The organism is Viridibacillus sp. NPDC096237 (assembly GCF_050278625.1).
In the GTDB taxonomy this organism is placed as follows: domain Bacteria; phylum Bacillota; class Bacilli; order Bacillales_A; family Planococcaceae; genus Viridibacillus.
This window is the reverse complement of the sequence record NZ_JBNNTI010000058.1, coordinates 1-17,782: the sequence shown is the minus strand read 5'-3', so window position 1 is coordinate 17,782 and position 17,782 is coordinate 1. Positions and strand designations below refer to the sequence as shown.

At 35.1% G+C, this 17,782-nt stretch carries 14 protein-coding genes and 3 pseudogenes; 8 read left to right on the top strand and 9 right to left on the bottom strand.

The features are described 5' to 3' along the window. Nucleotides 1-336 precede the first annotated feature (336 nt). Together ACQKMD_RS19985 and ACQKMD_RS19980 are read left to right on the top strand one after the other, a co-directional pair. Nucleotides 337-904, top strand: a pseudogene (locus tag ACQKMD_RS19985) (DUF4372 domain-containing protein); the annotation flags it as partial. Continuing rightward, nucleotides 888-1,028 carry an ATP-binding protein gene (locus ACQKMD_RS19980; RefSeq protein ID WP_427754179.1) on the top strand — a complete coding sequence of 47 codons (141 nt, stop codon included), beginning with the start codon at nt 888-890 and terminating at the stop codon, nt 1,026-1,028. The pseudogene ACQKMD_RS19985 and the gene ACQKMD_RS19980, both read left to right, overlap by 17 nt. 12 nt (nt 1,029-1,040) lie before the next feature. Here ACQKMD_RS19980 and ACQKMD_RS19975 read toward each other — a convergent pair. Continuing rightward, nucleotides 1,041-1,803, bottom strand: a pseudogene (locus ACQKMD_RS19975) (IS3 family transposase); the annotation flags it as partial. Nucleotides 1,804-2,242: 439 nt separating this feature from the next. Between ACQKMD_RS19975 and ACQKMD_RS19970 the strand changes: the two are divergent. After that, nucleotides 2,243-2,797 carry a hypothetical protein gene (locus ACQKMD_RS19970; protein WP_427754178.1) on the top strand — a complete coding sequence of 185 codons (555 nt, stop codon included), beginning with the start codon at nt 2,243-2,245 and terminating at the stop codon, nt 2,795-2,797. A 138-nt stretch (nt 2,798-2,935) separates the two neighbouring features. Here the strand turns inward: ACQKMD_RS19970 and ACQKMD_RS19965 are convergent. From ACQKMD_RS19965 to ACQKMD_RS19950, 4 genes and pseudogenes are all read right to left on the bottom strand, one after another. Next, a pseudogene (locus ACQKMD_RS19965) lies at nt 2,936-3,172 on the bottom strand (transposase); the annotation flags it as partial. Between the two features lie 772 nt (nt 3,173-3,944). Beyond that, nucleotides 3,945-4,355: a hypothetical protein gene (locus ACQKMD_RS19960; RefSeq protein ID WP_427754176.1), complete on the bottom strand. Its 411-nt coding sequence runs from the start codon at nt 4,353-4,355 to the stop codon at nt 3,945-3,947. 577 nt (nt 4,356-4,932) lie between these two features. Further along, nucleotides 4,933-5,316 carry a penicillinase repressor BlaI gene (gene blaI / locus ACQKMD_RS19955; RefSeq protein WP_200750310.1) on the bottom strand — a complete coding sequence of 128 codons (384 nt, stop codon included), beginning with the start codon at nt 5,314-5,316 and terminating at the stop codon, nt 4,933-4,935. A 20-nt stretch (nt 5,317-5,336) separates the two neighbouring features. Next, nucleotides 5,337-7,109 carry a BlaR1 family beta-lactam sensor/signal transducer gene (locus ACQKMD_RS19950; protein WP_427754174.1) on the bottom strand — a complete coding sequence of 591 codons (1,773 nt, stop codon included), beginning with the start codon at nt 7,107-7,109 and terminating at the stop codon, nt 5,337-5,339. Nucleotides 7,110-7,377: 268 nt separating this feature from the next. On the opposite strand from ACQKMD_RS19950, the gene bla reads away from it, so the two are divergent. Further along, complete coding sequence (gene bla / locus ACQKMD_RS19945) at nt 7,378-8,271, top strand: class A beta-lactamase (RefSeq protein ID WP_427754181.1); 894 nt, start codon at nt 7,378-7,380, stop codon at nt 8,269-8,271. Nucleotides 8,272-8,900: 629 nt separating this feature from the next. Here the strand turns inward: bla and ACQKMD_RS19940 are convergent. Continuing rightward, entirely contained in the window at nt 8,901-9,422 is a 522-nt protein-coding gene (locus ACQKMD_RS19940; protein WP_427754172.1) for a M57 family metalloprotease, read from the bottom strand. A gap of 187 nt (nt 9,423-9,609) precedes the next feature. Between ACQKMD_RS19940 and ACQKMD_RS19935 the strand changes: the two genes are divergently transcribed. Then, nucleotides 9,610-9,969: a hypothetical protein gene (locus ACQKMD_RS19935; RefSeq protein ID WP_427754170.1), complete on the top strand. Its 360-nt coding sequence runs from the start codon at nt 9,610-9,612 to the stop codon at nt 9,967-9,969. A 183-nt stretch (nt 9,970-10,152) separates the two neighbouring features. Next, nucleotides 10,153-10,707: a site-specific integrase gene (locus tag ACQKMD_RS19930; RefSeq protein WP_427754168.1), complete on the top strand. Its 555-nt coding sequence runs from the start codon at nt 10,153-10,155 to the stop codon at nt 10,705-10,707. A 171-nt stretch (nt 10,708-10,878) separates the two neighbouring features. Here ACQKMD_RS19930 and ACQKMD_RS19925 read toward each other — a convergent pair whose 3' ends face one another. Further along, on the bottom strand, nt 10,879-11,472 hold the full coding sequence (locus ACQKMD_RS19925; protein ID WP_427754167.1) for a hypothetical protein: 594 nt from the start codon (nt 11,470-11,472) through the stop codon (nt 10,879-10,881). Between the two features lie 285 nt (nt 11,473-11,757). On the opposite strand from ACQKMD_RS19925, the gene ACQKMD_RS19920 reads away from it, so the two are divergent. Continuing rightward, a complete protein-coding gene (locus ACQKMD_RS19920; RefSeq protein WP_427754165.1) occupies nt 11,758-12,012 on the top strand; it encodes a hypothetical protein in 255 nt (84 codons plus the stop codon). A 1,091-nt stretch (nt 12,013-13,103) separates the two neighbouring features. Then, nucleotides 13,104-14,141: a tyrosine-type recombinase/integrase gene (locus ACQKMD_RS19915; RefSeq protein ID WP_427754164.1), complete on the top strand. Its 1,038-nt coding sequence runs from the start codon at nt 13,104-13,106 to the stop codon at nt 14,139-14,141. A 334-nt stretch (nt 14,142-14,475) separates the two neighbouring features. Here ACQKMD_RS19915 and ACQKMD_RS19910 read toward each other — a convergent pair whose 3' ends face one another. Then, the gene (locus ACQKMD_RS19910; protein ID WP_427754163.1) at nt 14,476-14,991 is read right to left on the bottom strand and encodes a hypothetical protein; all 516 of its coding nucleotides are present in this window, start codon (nt 14,989-14,991) and stop codon (nt 14,476-14,478) included. Between the two features lie 498 nt (nt 14,992-15,489). Beyond that, nucleotides 15,490-16,872 (bottom strand): ABC transporter permease, encoded by a 1,383-nt coding sequence (locus ACQKMD_RS19905; RefSeq protein WP_427754161.1) that lies wholly within the window; start codon nt 16,870-16,872, stop codon nt 15,490-15,492. Nucleotides 16,873-17,782 lie beyond the last annotated feature (910 nt).

Below are 17,782 nucleotides of genomic sequence, written 5' to 3'. Positions count from 1 at the left end.
AAAATGAACATAATTCAAAACCATACTAATGAGTGAAATAAGAAAATAAAGGAAACAGTCAACGGTAAGCGGAACGAAGTGAGCATTAAGGAGTTAACTGATTAAAAAGGTTTCTCTGAAAATTAGAGAAACCTTTTTAAATACGATTTCAATTTGAAAGTATGATTTTTTTGATAATATAAATTATTTATTATCACTAGCGTTGCATTAAAATAACTTTAGTTTTAAAAATATTCAAAATGTTCAATAATCTTGTTTTGTGCATAAAAAAAGTCCTTTATAATGGATTAAAGTTAGGTGGTAACCCGGCCAAATCCACTAATAAAGGAACGATATATGGACAAGAATACACGAAAAACATCATTTGGACAATGGTTTTTACCCATAAATCTTCAACTTTTTGAAGAAAACGTGAAAACGATGAAATTAGATGCTTATACGAAAAAACTTACGACGGATTCATTCTTAAAATTACTGCTTTTTGCGCAGCTACAGGAAACAGAAAGTCTGCACGCGCTGAGTGATTGTCTTTTCGACGAACATCTTCAAAAAGGCACGAACTTAGAATCCATCAGTATTTCCCAACTGTCACGCAGATTGAACGGCATGAATCCAGACATCTTCCAACAGCTTTTCCTTGATTTAGTCGTTCAAATTCACAAGAAAACGAATGTCTCGAAAAGCGTTATGCCTTTAAAAATCATTTAATTCGGGTACATTACCGCTTAATTTAACGAATTACAAATGGGCTGAATTTCGTAAAACAAAAGAGGGCGTTAAGCTTCACTTACGCCTGGTGTTCATGGAAAAAGGAACGTCTTATCCCGAAAAAACGGTATTCACCACAGCGAAAGAACATGATCGCAATCAACTCGAAGTCATGGTAGATGACCGAGAATGCATATGATCCAGTTTTAACCGCAGCATTAACAGATCGACTTACACATCGTTCTCATGTAATCAATATGGTGGGTGGGTCATACTGCATTTTAGAAACACAGGAATGGATTCAAAAGGGTCAATTATAGGTGGGTCAAAATTTAATTAACAAAAGGGTCACTTTTCAGTTGCGAAATACACTCAAATTCGATAGGAGAAAGATAATCCAAAGAAGAATGCATTCTTTTTGTATTGTAATACAACTCTATATATTTAAATATTTCTGTTCGAGCTTGTTCAGGTGTTTTAAATTTGGCACCTTGAATAAGCTCTCTTTTTATGGTTTTGTAAAAGGATTCCATCAATGCATTGTCATAAGGGTTTCCTTTTCTACTGACACTCGAAACAGCACCATACTTTTTGAGTGTGGCTTGAAAATTACTGCTTGTATACTGAGACCCTTGGTCTGTATGAATAATTAACCCTATTTTTGGATGTTCTTTCTTATATCCTTGTAAAAAAGCGTCTATCACGAGAGAATCTTTCATACGTGTACTCATGGACCAACCAATCACTTTTCTCGAGTACATATCCACAAATACCGCAAGGTATAAAGTGCCTTTTTTGGTAGGAATATAGGCAATATCACCAACCCATATTTTATTTCGTTGATCCGTCTGAAAAACTTGATTTAAGAGGTTTGGTTTTTCTATGGAAGGTGATTTCTTATTATAACGTTTATAACGATAGCGACTGCCTTTCGCATACAGTTTCATTTGACGCATCAGTTTTCCTACTCGTTTTCGGTTTACCTTGATGCCTTTCTTTTCAAGGGCTTTTGTAATCCTTAAAAATCCATATCGCCCCTTATGCTCCTCAAATATTTGCCTGTATTTCCTCACTTAACACGTCATTCTCGTATTCTAATTCGGCAAGAAGTACTTCTTGAGAGCCTTTAGCTGTTGATGTTTTCTTGGTTTCTTTTTCCATGGATAGACGCCCCTTTTTCTTTGGTTTAAGGGCGTCTATACCTCCTTCCTTCAACTGATTTGACCATTTTCAAAAGTGTAGAATCGGAAGGAAGATTATAGTGTAAAGCGGTCTATTTTAGATACTTTTACATCGTGTAGAAATTGTTCATATGAACGGAGATAGTTATAGAATGAAAAATAGGCAGCATCTTTTTTAAGCAAAGTTTTCAGTCTAAATTAGAAAAATGTGTTCAATTCTACTTGACGGTTACATTATTCCATTCCAAAAGTAATTTATTTCTCTAATGATTGGGCAAAAGAAACATATATAAAATTTTATTACATAAAAATGTATTAGGACTTCATTTACATAAGGAGGAGATTTCAATCCAATGAACAAAGACTATCCCAAACACAACCAATATGAACCTCAAACTATTCTTTCCCCACCCGACATGTCATCAAATTTGAATAGTTTTACAGATCTGCCCGATAAAAATCATCGATTACCTTTTTCTGTTATCATGACTATTCCAAAAGGCTTTCACATGCAAAAACAAGAACCAAAGTTGGTGTATGATGTAAGCTATTTATCCATGATAAAAGAAACAGGTAAAAAATCCATTGAAATAGACCATTGTGGACATGTAGAAGTTGATTTACATGCATTAAAAATAAAAGGTTGTGTACCTTTCTTTCTTAATTTATTCGTTGAACCAATCCATACACAAAACATGTATACAACGACTAACCAAGATGCCTCTCTTTCTCTTTGTTGTCAAGAAACAGTCTATATCGATCATATTTTAAAATATAGTGCAAGTACATTGCCCCATTATGTGATTGATGGCGACCATATTCAAGTGCGTCATTTAGACGTACAAACCATTGATGCCGATTGTCAAACTGTCAAAATATCTGGCATGTTCCTGTTTGAATATGAATGAACAACAGATTTATTCGATTTCAGATATAATTCCTTGAAATTTCAAGATACAATTTCACTCTAAATGTATTAGAATAAGAAAAAAATCTATTATAGATTCTCAGGTTGTATAAAAAGTATATTTTCCTCTACAATTTTTTTATTTCTGGCTCATCATCCCGTTCGGGATGGTAATTTTAGATACGTCGATGGCAATCTTCTTGAGGTTCTGGCAGGCTGCTGTGAGGAACGCTTGTTCACTCACTTTCAAACTTCCTCGAAACCGGAAATAGCGAAGCCTATGCAGTTCTTTTGAATCTGCAAAGCTTCGCTCTATTTTATCTTTTCTGAATTTGTAAAGAACTTTCCCTGATTTAGATAACCTATTTCTAAGGACGAAATTTTTTGGTTGGTCTCTGCTTTTTCTGCCTTCGTTTGAAACGCTAGATTTTCTTTAAGAGATTCAATTTTGCTTTCTAGTTACATCATTATATTCACTCATTTTTTTACGTTTTTGGTTTCACTTTTAATCACTTTCTTGGCATCATGAATTAACGCATCCGTATATTTCTCATAAAATGTCTCTTTTTGTTGAACGAAAAGCTCCCGTTTTTCTGTCTATTCTTTCGAAACATATATTTTACTATCCATGGTAAAGGTCTGTTTAGATACATCCTTTTCATAAAAATCCAACGAGAAACTTTTCCATCTCTTCGGTAAGTCGTGAATGAAAAGGACATAATATTGATCGGTTATTTTGATTAGATCTTGTTTATACGTTGCTTTCACATCCAATTTTCCTTTGGCCTTCACGGCAATATCCACCCCGGCCTATCCAACACCATATAACACAAATAAATGCTACTTAGGCAAGTTCAGCCGACTTCACACCTGATTTATCTACTCACAAATCACGCATGCAGGAGTATTAACTGAGGATAAACGTGTCGCACTACTCGACTGCATCACATCCGGTACTAACGCGAACACAAGCGATTGACCCGCTACCTAAATCTACAGTGTAAAATCAGGACCATTAGAAGGTCCTTGAATCAGCCGTTTAAGGTCTCTACCCTGTTGAAAATAATGGACATATCCAGTCGATATAATGGGGTGCAAAAAAGGGATAAGTTTGAAACGTTTTGGATACACAAATTCCCTTCATATAACTAACCCATCACTTGTAAATAAATCATAGACCTCTTCCTTTTTGCAACCATATCAATTGCCGTAAGTAAGACATTTAGTTTACTTATCGGTAATGACTTAGTACGGGCCTGTACGACCGCTGTGCCGCCTGGTAACAATATAATACCGATATTATCGACAGAATAGATACCTAACGTAGGAGCCTCTTGGAAGCCTTTATTACGTGCAATACTAATATTCTCACTTTGGGAATATCCATCATTTAATCTCATTTCAACATTAACGAATTCAGGATTAATTTGCTTCAGAGAATGATTAATCAGTTGAAACAATGATCTGTAGTCACCTTCAAAGTGAATTACATAGCCAGATGATTCGTTACCTTCTGAACTGAATGGTTTAATTGTAAATACTGTTTTTAAATCACTCACCCATGATAAAGATTTATCACGGTTTAACTTAAATCCTAAAGGAGTTAAAGCAGCTAGGGGTGGTTGCAGAAGAGGTGCAGTTAAGAAGATTATTTTTGTTTCCTAATTCTTGTATTCTAATAGCTGCTAGGTAATCTCCTAATATAGCGATTGCTGCACATATAACAAGTCATTGTACTTGACCGGTTGTATGTATCAGATGGAAACTCAAGAATTTTTAGATACCGCTATATAAAAATTATTGAATTAAGTAAAATTATCACTAATATATTTGATATAAAAGGCAAATGTTTTATTAAAACCCATAGATCTGATTTTAAAATGAATACAGGTAGTGGGATTACTTATTTTAAAGAGCTGTCTAAATGAAAAAAAGGGCCTGCTGTTTATGTAGTACTTGATCCCTTTTGTTGGTACTTCCACGACTTACAAACTAGGTTTGTTTCGTTCATTATGACTAAAGGGCATAGTATTTACAGGGAAGAATGCGATAATTACATGAGTAATATATCCCCTGCCATTTTGATTTCGAGCGAAAAAAGCGATTTGGAATTTTTCCAAATCGCTTTTTTAAATATTATTGCTTTTTAGATTTCTTATCTAAAATAAAGCGTAGTTCATTGATATCATCATTAGATAGAGTATCTTCCTGAATGAATTGGGCAAGCATGGATTTCAAGGTACCTCCATAGATACGCTTGATAAATGATTCGGTCTCAGCACGCTGGCACTCTTCCTGTATATAGAGCGGGTAAAAGGTGTAAACTCTTAGATTTTTATTGACACCTACTACATCTTTTTGAACCAATCGATCGAGAAGAGTGCGTATGGTTTTTGGCTTCCAATCAGTACTCTCCTGTAAGGAAAGTATGACGTCATTCGCTGTTTGAGGAGCTTTATCCCAAAGCACGTTCATGATTTCCCATTCTGATTCTGATATATTAGGAATGTTTTTCTCCACATTTATCTCCTCCATTTTCTTTAATAGATTCCTAAATCTTTTAAAATTGATAAAGTAATTTCTACAGCCTTGCTTCCAGATGCATCATCTTCATTTTGTATATTGGTAGCAAAGAAATAAGTATTGTTCTTCGTCTCTACATATCCAATAAACCAACCATTGATGTTTTTTCCATTCACTGTACCTGTACCTGTTTTTCCTGATAGGCGAGCTTCTTCATTTTTTTCTAAGTGTAGTGCATCCTTCACAGCTTGGATATGCATTTCCTTATATCCCAACTGATTGTTATAAAGGGCTTGCAGCAGTTGCACTTGCTCGACTGGAGAAATTTTTAATGAGGATTCGTTCCAGAATTCACCTAATCCCCCAGATACATTGAAGTTTCCATAGTTGATGTCTTGTAGATTGGATTGTATGGTTTCAAAACCTTTTCTACGATCTAGTTCTTGGAAATACCAGTTTACTGATTTTTGTAAAGCAGATGAGACATCCTGATCCATATTCCAAGCATCATAGGGGTACTCTGTCCCATCCCATGAAAGGGTGGATTCTTCGGGTGATATCACATTTGATTCTAGTGCAAATAGGGCACTATAGATTTTGTATGTGGAATCAGGTGATACTCGCAACGTACTTTTCTCTTCATTATAAATGCGATATTGTTTTGCACTAGAATCATATAAAACAAAGCTGCCTTCATACCCTTTAAAGAATTGATGTAAATCTTCATAAATTGTTCCGTCATTATTAAAATAGTATCGGTCGTTCTCCGTCGAAAATGCGGAAATGACAGGTAATTGGACAGTCAAAATGATACTGGCCAACACATAAATAAAGACACTTTTTCTTATTGATTTCTTTGCGCCCGGCTTATAGGCAGAAATTTGTTCAATTCGTTTTTTAATTTGACTCTTCGAACCGTTTATTTGTGTTACTAACGGTAGCTTACTTGAACGTTTCGAAAGATCTACAAAATTAATGATTGTATTTCCATATTCACTAAATGAATTATCATCTAGTAAATGTAAAACAGATGTATCACATGCAATTTCCCGATCTAATCTCATTTCTCTAAAAGCAAGCCAGACAAGGGGATTAAACCAATAAATGCTTTGATAGAACAACATCACGTAATTTGTCAGCAGATCCTTGTTTTTATAGTGATTCAGTTCATGAAGAAAGATGTGCTCGTAATGTTTCAAGTTGATCCAGTTTTCATGCTGAGAAGGTAAGACGATATATGTTTGAAAAAGTCCAAATATCATTGGAGATTGGACTCTTTTCGAAATAACAATCTTTATTGATTTTTTAATCTGTAGTCTTTTCTTACATTCTTCGAAAAGCACAAGAACTTCTTGATTGGAAAACGTAGAAGAATAATTCTTTATCCTTCTAAGTGTGATCCATCCACGAACCATAGTAAAAGTAAATAAAAGCAAACCTGAGATCCATAACCCCATTACCCCTAAATTAAGTACGGACAGATCCGACTGATTGACAGATACAGAAAAGTCTTGTATAAGGTGTAGGCCCTGCTTCATATTAGTTCCGTTTATTTCTGTATTAGGGCTGACAGCATTAGTCTGATACATATATCCACGGCTAAAGAGAAAACTAAAATTATATAAATGAGTAGGTATGAATGGAAGTGTTAAAGCGATAAAAAGAAACATCCACAAATGATAGTGCCATTTTGCTGTTAGTTGTCTTCCAAACCATTTTCGTATAAGTAGAATAACAGTAACGGAAAATGAAGATACCAATAGGCCAATTATAAAATGAGTTAAAAACATTTCCTCCAACACCAACTCTCTTAGATTTTTACATTTTTAAAACAGGTAGCATATTTATAGTAGCTGATGGTAAAAAAAGAAAAGTTGACTTGATTTGATTACTTATGTAATACTATACTACAGATGTAATCGGACTACAAATGTAATCTGTTAAAACTCCTTGAAAAAGGTTGTTTTTTCAAATCATTAAGAATCTAATCAAATAATTAGGAGGTTTTACATCGTGAACAAAAGAAGGTTTTATCAAATACTAGCACCGATAGGATTGATGCTTATGGTTGTAGGCTGCTCAGATGAGAACAAACAGGTTGTACAACAATCAGAAACAGAACCTAACCAAACGTCAGAAAATATAATGGAAGAAACTACAATGGAGAAATTTGAACAACTTGAGAAGGAATATGACGCGAGGCTTGGGGTCTATGCTATTGACACAGGAACAAAGAAAACCTTGGAATTTCGTGAAGACGAACGATTTGCCTACACATCCACATTCAAAGCACTGGCTGCTGGGGCAGTTTTACAACAAAATTCTATAGAAGAACTTAACAAAATAGTTACTTACACTAGTGATGATCTTGTTACCTATTCACCGATTACAGAGAAATATGTTGATACAGGAATGACTCTTAAAGACATTAGTGAAGCTGCAATCAGGTACAGTGACAATACTGCTGGAAATCTTTTATTTAAGGAACTGGGCGGCCCTGAGGGATTCGAAACATCTTTAAAAAAACTTGGTGACCAAGTAACTATTGCTGAGCGTATTGAGACAGGACTAAATGAAGCTGTACCAGGTGATACTCGTGATACTAGTACACCAAAAGCACTTGCTAATGACCTTCAAGCATACACGCTCGGCGACGTACTAACACATGAGAAACAAACTATGTTAGTTGATTGGTTGAAGAGAAATACAACTGGAGATAATTTAATTCGTGCAGGAGTTCCCAAAGGGTGGGAAGTTGGTGATAAAACTGGCGGAGGAGATTACGGTACACGCAATGACATTGCGATTGTTTGGCCGCCTAACAGAGAACCAATTGTTCTTGCAATACTATCCAGTCGCGATAAACAGGATGCAACTTATAACGATGAGCTTATTGCACAGGCAACAAAGGTAGTAATGAATGTTTTTAATTCCACTCCAAACAACAAGTAACGGGAATGAATTATTAAAAAATACTATCATTTTTTGCTTAGCATTGTAAATATGCGGTTTCCTGACGCTACTTCCTTATGAAACAAACAACTAAAAGCCAATTTCCTAGCGTACAGGAAATTGGCTTTTTCTTTGTCGAAATTTGCTTAGCGTACGAAATTCGCGTTTTTTCGGTGGGACCCCTTATGATACAAAGAAGATAAGAGAGTCTACAGTGATGAGTATCACTAAGTAAAGTAAGAGTGTACAGAGGAGGGTTCATCCGCTATTTTATGTATATGTATAAGTGAGAAAAAGACCATCCCAAAAGACGGTCTTTTTCATTGTGTGTTTGTAAATATGTGATGTCATCACAACTCTATCCTCGTCTTTTCTATGCTACGGTATGTGTGCAAACTGAAGATGCAAATGGTATAACATGAGGAATGAGAGCGGGCACGAGAATAGTTAAAAAATGAGGTTATGAGAATGGGAGCTTTAAAATGAATTCAATCTACATTACGTCCTAACTTCAGGAATTCGCAATTTAAATTTCCCCAAAGCACCCGGAGCTGACTTAGCCCAAGATCAAATATTTTTAGCTAAAAGTAAGGATAAAGGAATTTGTTATTTTCATAAATATTCCTCCTTTAATATAAGTAATTGACTCCTGCAATATCATCTGCACTTGGTTTAGTTGCTGTTCGTCCATCTTCACTGGTACACATTATTGAAGTTTTAGTTTTAACATGATCTAATCCAAAAACATGTCCTAGTTCATGTCCCATAATTCCATTATTTTTATCTGCAGTGTAATTTTTCATATAAGAATAATTAGCTGTAACACGATCATAGTTACTTGCATGATAATGGTAGACTATAGCGTTGTATTCCACATTCCCTAAATTTGAACCATTTGCACGGATTTTAGCAACCTCAGAATATTCATCAGCCATTTGAGTGAAATTTAATGGAGTAGAAGTAGCGTTCCAATTACTAATAGCAACCGCAAAATTTGTTCTATAGTCAAAACTTAAATCTTTATAGTTCCCTGTGAAATTTGGTGATCCCCATTTTGGATTATCTCCATAGCTGTATGCATAAGTTGAGCTGGGGTGAGAAGTAAGTATAAGAGCAAATAAAGCAATTCCAAAAACTAAATATTTTTTCATAAGTATCCCTCCGTTTAATGTAGTTATTTACTATATTAAATTTTTATGTATATTTGTAAAAAAATACAAAAAAACCACTGTACATTTAAATATTTTAAACTCTTATCCTGAAAATTCAGAGGGAACGAGTACCTGTAACAAATACTGTAGAAATTCGTATTTATATGTAAAAAAGGGGATGTTTTATTTGAAGAAAGCTATGTATTTTTTATTCCCATTTTATTTATTAATTTTAATTGCATGTAACAATCAAGAGAATTCCAATGCAGACTGGGAACATTCATTTGTAGTTTGGGAAGGTTATAATTACATTATTTCGAGTGATGAAATAAAAGAAACGGAAATAGGAGAGAAGGTTGATGAAATTCAAACATATTTAGATGGTGAAGTAAATGTGTCAAAAAACGATATATTTTCTAATAAATTCAAAAAAGGAACTTTACTTTATTCTATTAAAGGTATCGATAAGCACAAATCTCTTGGAGTTAAAACAGAGTCAGGCTATGTGAAAATTAATAGTAATGGGAAATATGGGGAAGATGAATAATATCTTGTATTTCTATTAAAGTATATTCTGGTAGTATATAGGTTTCTGTAGATGCTTTACACAAAAAAACGTATGAAAATGTATATTTTCATACGTTTTTTTGTGCTGTTTTAATGGGTTCTTCGTTTCGTGATACACTAACATACATAATATGTACGAAAATGGATGAAATGAGGGGTTTAGATGACCAAAGAAAAGAACGTGCAGCCATTGCGCACAAAGGTAGAAATTGAGGATTTTCGATGGGCGCTGTCTAAGTATGCGAGCGCTCGGGATCTGTTTTTATTTAATCTAGGGATTAACGTTGGGCTGAGGGTGAGTGATCTGGTTCCGTTGAAAGTGGACGATGTACGAGGGAAAACGCATTTGGTGATCACCGAGCAAAAGACAAAGAAAACCAAACGCTTTTTGATTCCACGGGCCACAAGAGAGTTGATCGAGTCGTATACGCGTGATATGAGCCCGTCTGCGTGGTTGTTTCCCAGTCAGAAAGGAAATGGACCGATTTCGACGACGCAAGCGTACAGAGTCCTGCAAAAGGCGGCAGAAGCGCTTGGAAGAGAAGATATCGGCACACATACGATGCGGAAGACATTTGGATATCATCATTACAAGCAACATAAAGATGTCGCGGTGTTACAGCAGTTATTTAATCATTCCGCACCATCGATCACGATGCAGTACATAGGGGTTACTGAAGATGAAGTAGATGCGACGATGGAGGGTTTTTCTTTGTAGCATTTTACTTTTTGCATCGAATTGATATAAATGGAGTGATCAATGTGATGAGAATAAGTTTAGTTTGAACAATAACAACACAATTTTTGGTGAACTGATTTTCATGATATGAAGTAGCACTGTAAATTTTGGAAATAAAAAAATCCTCATAGTGAGGATTTTTTTTATTTATTATTTATATATAGAGAAGCATACTCCTATTGGTTTAGAAGAGTCTCCTGTAGCATATGATTTGTTATTTCTTTTTACGGTAAATTCTTTTGTTTCAAACATAGGCCTAGCTACTAGATTCCATGTTTTCCCTTTCGGGACATTAATCGTTTTTGAGTCTGATACAGTATATGATTTTGTAACATCATATCCTAGGCTTCCAGATATTATTTTATAATCTAAGGTCGCACTTACACTTATGTTTGTTGCGACAGTTTCTGAAACTGTCATTGTTCCGGGACCTTCAGGATAGTAGGATGATCTTAATGTTTCTAATCCGCATGTTTCTGAAGTTCTTACAACTGTAACGTAATACTCTGCTGTTGCAAATGGTGTAATAGATTCGTTTATTAAATTGTTTGGATAATTATTATTTGTATAAGATATAGTAATTTCTGATAATTCTTTACCATCTTTTTCTAGTGGGATATTGTTTTCTTTTGCGAATTCTTCAACGTTTTGAACTTCATGTACCCTGTTGTTATTAGATAGTATGTTTGTGTAATTTTGATCAGTTTCATCAATATTGTTTTCTTTTGCAAAAGTGTTAGGCACATTAGATAGCGTTAAAAGAAAGGCAAAACTTAGTGCTAGAGTTAATTTAATTATTTTTTCATAGCATATATCCCCTTTTTTGTTTTTTTATTCCATCTAATGTTACATTATACTTATGGTTAATATTTAATTCAAGGTAGAATGAAATTAATAAGTATGGTATTTCAATTGTTTCTGGAGCAATCCCTACTTTAGAAAGAGTTAATATGATTTTTTTATAAACGTTATTAAAGATGTTTTTTGCTGGTAGAGTTAGTTTTATTTATATAGAGGAGGGAGAAAGATATGATAAAAATAATAGGTGCTATGTTTATAATTTCATCTGGATTGATTTATACATTTGAAAGAGTATGCTCAATACTATCAACTAGTATAGTTAAAGCAGGGTTTTTTTCAGGAGGAATGACTGGGGCGGTTCCTGAAGTTGAAGTGGTTGGGGTATTTGATAATGTATATATACCTGGGCTTTTTATTGGAGGATTATTAATTTTCATATATGGTTTTTTTATAAAAGAGGATAAAGGCTCAAGTATTAAATAACTTATTTAATTGAATTTTTATTTCGACGTTCTCTCCGGATAATGTTCACGGATATGTTTTTAACTCTTTGACACATAATATTTTTTAAATTAGTATATTAGACAGAGAAACACTTAAACTATAGCTATTACATACGCAATTAGCGGATATGAACTAGATGATTATTCCGTATGTAGGAGAAGCCAAATGCCGACCGCATAAACAATGTTTATGGAGAAGTCAGGAGATTGGCGTAAAATCATTCGTTACGTCCCACTGTAGGACAATGTAATGGGCTAGTATTTCTTAAATAGACATAGCCAAAAATTTAAAAGGATACGTGCGTAGTTTTTTAGCTATTGTACATTTGAAAAGTCGATTAATTCCCACAAGGGAGCAATCGGCTTTTTATGTTTAAAAACTAAACTTGAAAGAAGTAGGATTTCAAAAAAGAATGTTATTGGTTGATTGATGGAAGGGATTTTTAATGCTAGTATAAAAGCATATTAATTCATTTGATTTTTTGGTCGCACCCTTGCGGGGCAGACGATAGAAAATAACAATCTAAGCCTTTGGGCTTCTCAATTGATTCTAACAAGAGTAATTTTGGGTAGGGCAAAGTATGCCTATTTAACAACCAATACACGTTGAGTGGATAGAAATGTCGTAGGGAGAGTACACCCCTAATTAGCAATTGGCTGATACAAAACTAAATAAAAACAGAGTAGGTAGGTCACTAACCAAGTAAGAGAGGGTTAAGAGGGCGTGCTTTTTTTTGCGTCCAAAAAAATGAATGGAGGAGAAAGTAAAAATGAGAGATAAGGAGAATTAGCAATCGCTGAGCGATTGCGTGCAGCTGAAAGCTGCACATAGAATTTGTTTTGCAAATTCGTTTGCGCGTCCCAGCGCAAAATGGGCGGAGATTGATTGATGGCACACTCCGATAACAAAGTGCGGAAGGTTGAATAGATTTACCAGGCACATTGATAATTAATATTTCGTTCGAAGAACGAATCCGACACCTTATTGCATGAACGAGCTTGCTCGTTGGTGCAATAAGGTGGATGCGTAGCACAGCGGAGCACGAAATTTTGAGGAAATGGGGTGTTTAAATGGCAAGAAGAGGACGTACGTCAATCGTAAGAGAGGTCAAGGAAAGCATTGAAGCGATTGATAAAATCGGTATTTCAAAACGTGCAGCAAGAGAGGATGGGAACAGTGGTATTCATTCCAAAAAGCAAAAAGAAAATACCATGAGTGACTGCCAAAACTTTGTGAAATGGGCGAGATCCGAGCATGGAGTAAAGTCGATTGCTGATTTGAATGAGGATCATTACAAAGGGTACATAGCTCATTTAAGTGAGAAAGGGATTTCTGAAGGACATAAAATTAATGTTGAAACGTCCCTTCGTCTTTTAGAGAAAGGCTTTTCAAAGCGTTCTGAACGCTTTGAGGGCGTTTCCAATCGTTTTGAAGGTTTTTGTCCGGAGAAAAGATTAGAAACGCGTACAAGGGGGCTGGATGTGCGAAATCGGGCATATACGCGTGAAGAAATGCAATTGATTCGCGAAAATGTATCACCAGAAGTGTCAAAGGCTGTTGATTTGATGAAAGAGTTAGGTTTACGAGTCAGAGAAGCTACGAATGCGCGAGTAGAACATTTTACATACGAGGAACAAACGGATAGTTGGAAATTTGAAATAAAAAAAGGCGATGGTGCAGGGATTACGAAGGGTGGACGACAACGAGAAATCCATATCCCTCGTTATTTTGAAAAACGTCTAGAACAGTTACTTCAAGGGAAAGGTGACAAAGAACGAGTGGTCAATGTATCGTACTCAACGATTCGAGACGGTATTAATGTAGCCTGTAAGAAAACAGGGATTGATCAGGCTAGCCGAGGTGCACATGGATTTCGCCATGCCTATGCAAGAAATCGTATGGATCAGCTCATGACAGGTGAGCAAAGAACAATGATGCAAAGGATTATAGATAACTGCAGCATAAATCGGAAAGCCGACTACGGCATTTTAAATGAGACGGATAAAATGCTGTATAACACAACAAAAGAAGTGATGGATCAGATTCATAAAGAATTAGGGCATGGAAAGAATCGGTGGGAACTAGCCATGCGTTATTTGGGAGATTGATTACTAAATATAAAAATTTGTACAAGTTTAATTTGACTACGAGATATATGAAGAATTGAGGTTTGTAAAGAAAAATACATAAAACTGTATATACAGTTTTATGTATTTGCGGTAATGATGTTTTTTATAAACAATAACCCCTATAGGGGTCACACGACCAAAAAAAGAAAATTGTACGTTAAGGAATAGCGGATATCTCATTTTCCCTACAGTTTAGCTCAGCTCTAAAAGCTTGCAACGGAACCGTCTAAACTTTATCTATATTTGATAAAGCAGTATAGGCTTTTTAACTTTGCAACATAATCTATTGTACATCTATAAACCAGAGCCATTATTATTTATTGTTGTTACTTGAAATATCTTTAATATCTTTCACAATTTGTTTATATACATCGCCTTTTTTTATACGTAATACAAATTTTTCATCGGAAGGCTCGTAAGAGAATGTCGGACTTTCTACAATATATAGTGCTGCTCTCATCCAATCAATATCTTTAATATCTGTACTTTTAGGAACACCTATACCTGTTACAGTTGCATCTGTTACAGGCGATCCATCATAGGTGACCTTTACTCGCAGTGTACCTTCTGACTCCATAGAAATATCTGCATCTAATTTTTCTGATTCTGATGTTGGGTTTTCGTATTTTTCATTACTTCCCATCATACTCTCACTTTGTAAATCATCTTCATTATAACCATTCTTATTAGGACTATTATCCGAATTATTTTGACTTTGTGAGGATTGTGTATCTGTCTTATCATCCACTGCGCTATTCTCTTGAGCACAGCCTGCAAATAGGGCTACAGTCAGAGTCATCGTTGCTAAAATAGAATGCCAATTTTTCATGTCAAACACCTCTTTAATTATTTTATTGTGCTATTTTTTGCTGTGTTGTTTTTGCTAACTTAGTGATTTTATTTACCAATGGTGCTAGTTGGAATGTATCCGTTATTTTTAGTAAATATTAGATTTAACCTGGTAAAAATCATAAAAGATATTGAGAAATACATAGAGATATACACGGTTTTACTCCATACAGTTCAAATGCATATTGAATTTTGCTGTTTCATACCACTTAGGGGTACAGCCGGTAAAAACAGGTCATGTACTTACTTTTATTTCCAATACGATTTAAAATCAGTTTTTTATCCATTATCTCAGTTTAAAAACCCTTGGTACATCTAAACCACACCCTAGACTAAGGGAAGTCGTTTTCCAAATCCGTAAAAACGTCCTTGTTGAAAGGGGAAAATTCTTTTTCTAATATGGTTGTCTGTTAAGTGTCACTGGTATAGTAATCATTCACATTTTTTAACTGTAAAATCAGATGTATGAACCCCCTCCTTATTCATCCTTTAAGAGTATATCTTTCGGGTTCAAACGAAGAATTGATAGTGCCGGAAGTACAGTAGAAAGGAGGATAATACCAAGTCCAATTCCACCAACTTTCCATATATCTGTAACTGTTACACTGACATCAATGGTATCGATTGGATCCGCTGTTTGTTTTTGAGTACCTGAATCCATATCAACAAATAGTACTCCCGGTGTAGGCTCCTCTTCCACTGTCGAAACTTCACTTGCTAACAGTTGGCTCCCAATTGTTTGTGAGATCTTCTCACCAGTTACTAAGGATATACTAAACGCTAATGTAGCTATGCATACGACTTCTAGAATGAGTTGTCCCATCAGTTTCCACTTTCTTTCTCCAATGGATAATAAAATACCAAGTTCTTTTCTACGATCCTTAATGGATAAGGTGATAATTAATCCTAAGATGACCGCACCGGCAATGGAAACAACATAAATAATTAATTTAGAAAGCGACGCGATATTTTCAATCGGACCACTCATTTGTTTATATAATTTGTCGTGCGCGTCCAATTGGAAAATGTCAAAATTGATATCTGTTTTCTTCGCTTCTTCTTTAAACTTCTCAATGTATTTTGGATCTTTTAAATAGTAAATTGCTTTTTGAACCTTTTTACTACTTTCATTGCCACTTGTTAGGGATTTGTACGGAACATAAATTTTATTCGCTGGATCCATAAAGGCGGGTACATGATTTCCACCTAAATCCATTGGTTGTCCCTCTGTTTTATAGATTCCTATAATTTCATATTCTGCAATTTGGTCATCTGTAGTTTTCCACTGGATTTTATCTCCAACTTTTAGATGGTTTTTTTCGGCTAGACGCTTCTCAATTACTGCGGATTTTATATCCTGTACCTCTTGTGTAATGGATTTCCCTTCGATAATCTTACTTTTTCCATTCTGGAAATCTCCTTCTAAATTGGTATTTCTGACACCCTCAATAGAAAGATTTTCGTTATCATCGGTAACACCACCAGATTTAGTAACAGTATCCTTTTCATCTGTTACTGGGGTAAATCCATTTGCTTTTCCCGCACTCGATGTCTTAACGTTAAAATCTTTTACATAAGAAGACTTTGCTAGTTTCTCGACTTTTTCAGCTTCAAGATAATTAGGTGTAAGCACTTTACTGCCATTCTGCTCTGCTCTTTTCATACTCTTTTCAAGATTTTCATTTAACGTTACATCTGCACCTAGCTTTTGTCTTGCTAAGTCTGAGGCTTTTTGAGAGGCGTTTTGAATCGTGAACCCTGCCATTACTAGATTCGTTATAATAAAAAAAATTAATACTAAAATGATTGACTTTATTTTTCGCTGTTTCATACTAAGAAATGCCCGCTTGATAAAATTCATCAGTTTTTACCTCCTTGATATGTATACTGTATAGAAGTAATCTGGAGTCTGTGTGTAGAAATACGGGAGAGTAAATGGAGAATTGATGCTAGTCTAAATGAGCAATGGAGACATACTCTTCGGCCTATTTAGCTTCAGAATTAAAGACAGGTGATGTGAAATATGGTGACCCTCTATAGAGAATAAAATGCGTTTATGTGTGTAAGTTCCTATTATTTTGAGTACTCATGTATCCTTTAAACATATTATATGTTTTCTCCTTTTCTGGAGAGTCTGTGGTTAGTGTTTTTGAGCATCCTTTGGGTGCTTTTATTTATGTTATCGTTTTTTCTGAGGTTCGTTTCTTTTCTATAAAAACAGTGTGAATTGAACATACGGTGGATGGACTTGAAGAGTTACACTCTTATTTACTAGATTTAGAGCGTCAAACAGGAATGAAACCGCCTGTTGTTTTTGAGTCAACAGGTCAGACCTACTACAGCATCTTTTTATCCAAGAACATTTGAACCTGACTTTCACCTTTTGCGACATCCAGCGGGATCTCTTTGTCCCAACCAGCCTAATCATGCATTAACAAGTAGAGGGGAACTGTTTAGTTGTCGGGAGCAAATCCCACGGGCAGGTCCGTTCTACCCCTGTTACTATCAATCTATAAATTGAATAAAAAATAGTTAACTAGATTTCTGGCGGATCTTATACTACGAACGGGGCGGGTAGTTGAAGAGTGCTGTTTGATCTTTATTCAACAATTGGGCGTTTAATGGAGTAACACTTCTTATGAGATGGATATGTGAACTACTCCCACCACTTATTAACTTGGTATGTCAACACTAAACTGGACAACTTTTATAAGGACTGCTGCTTGAATTCCACCGGTGTTAAATAGCCCAGTGTTCCATGAATTCGAATA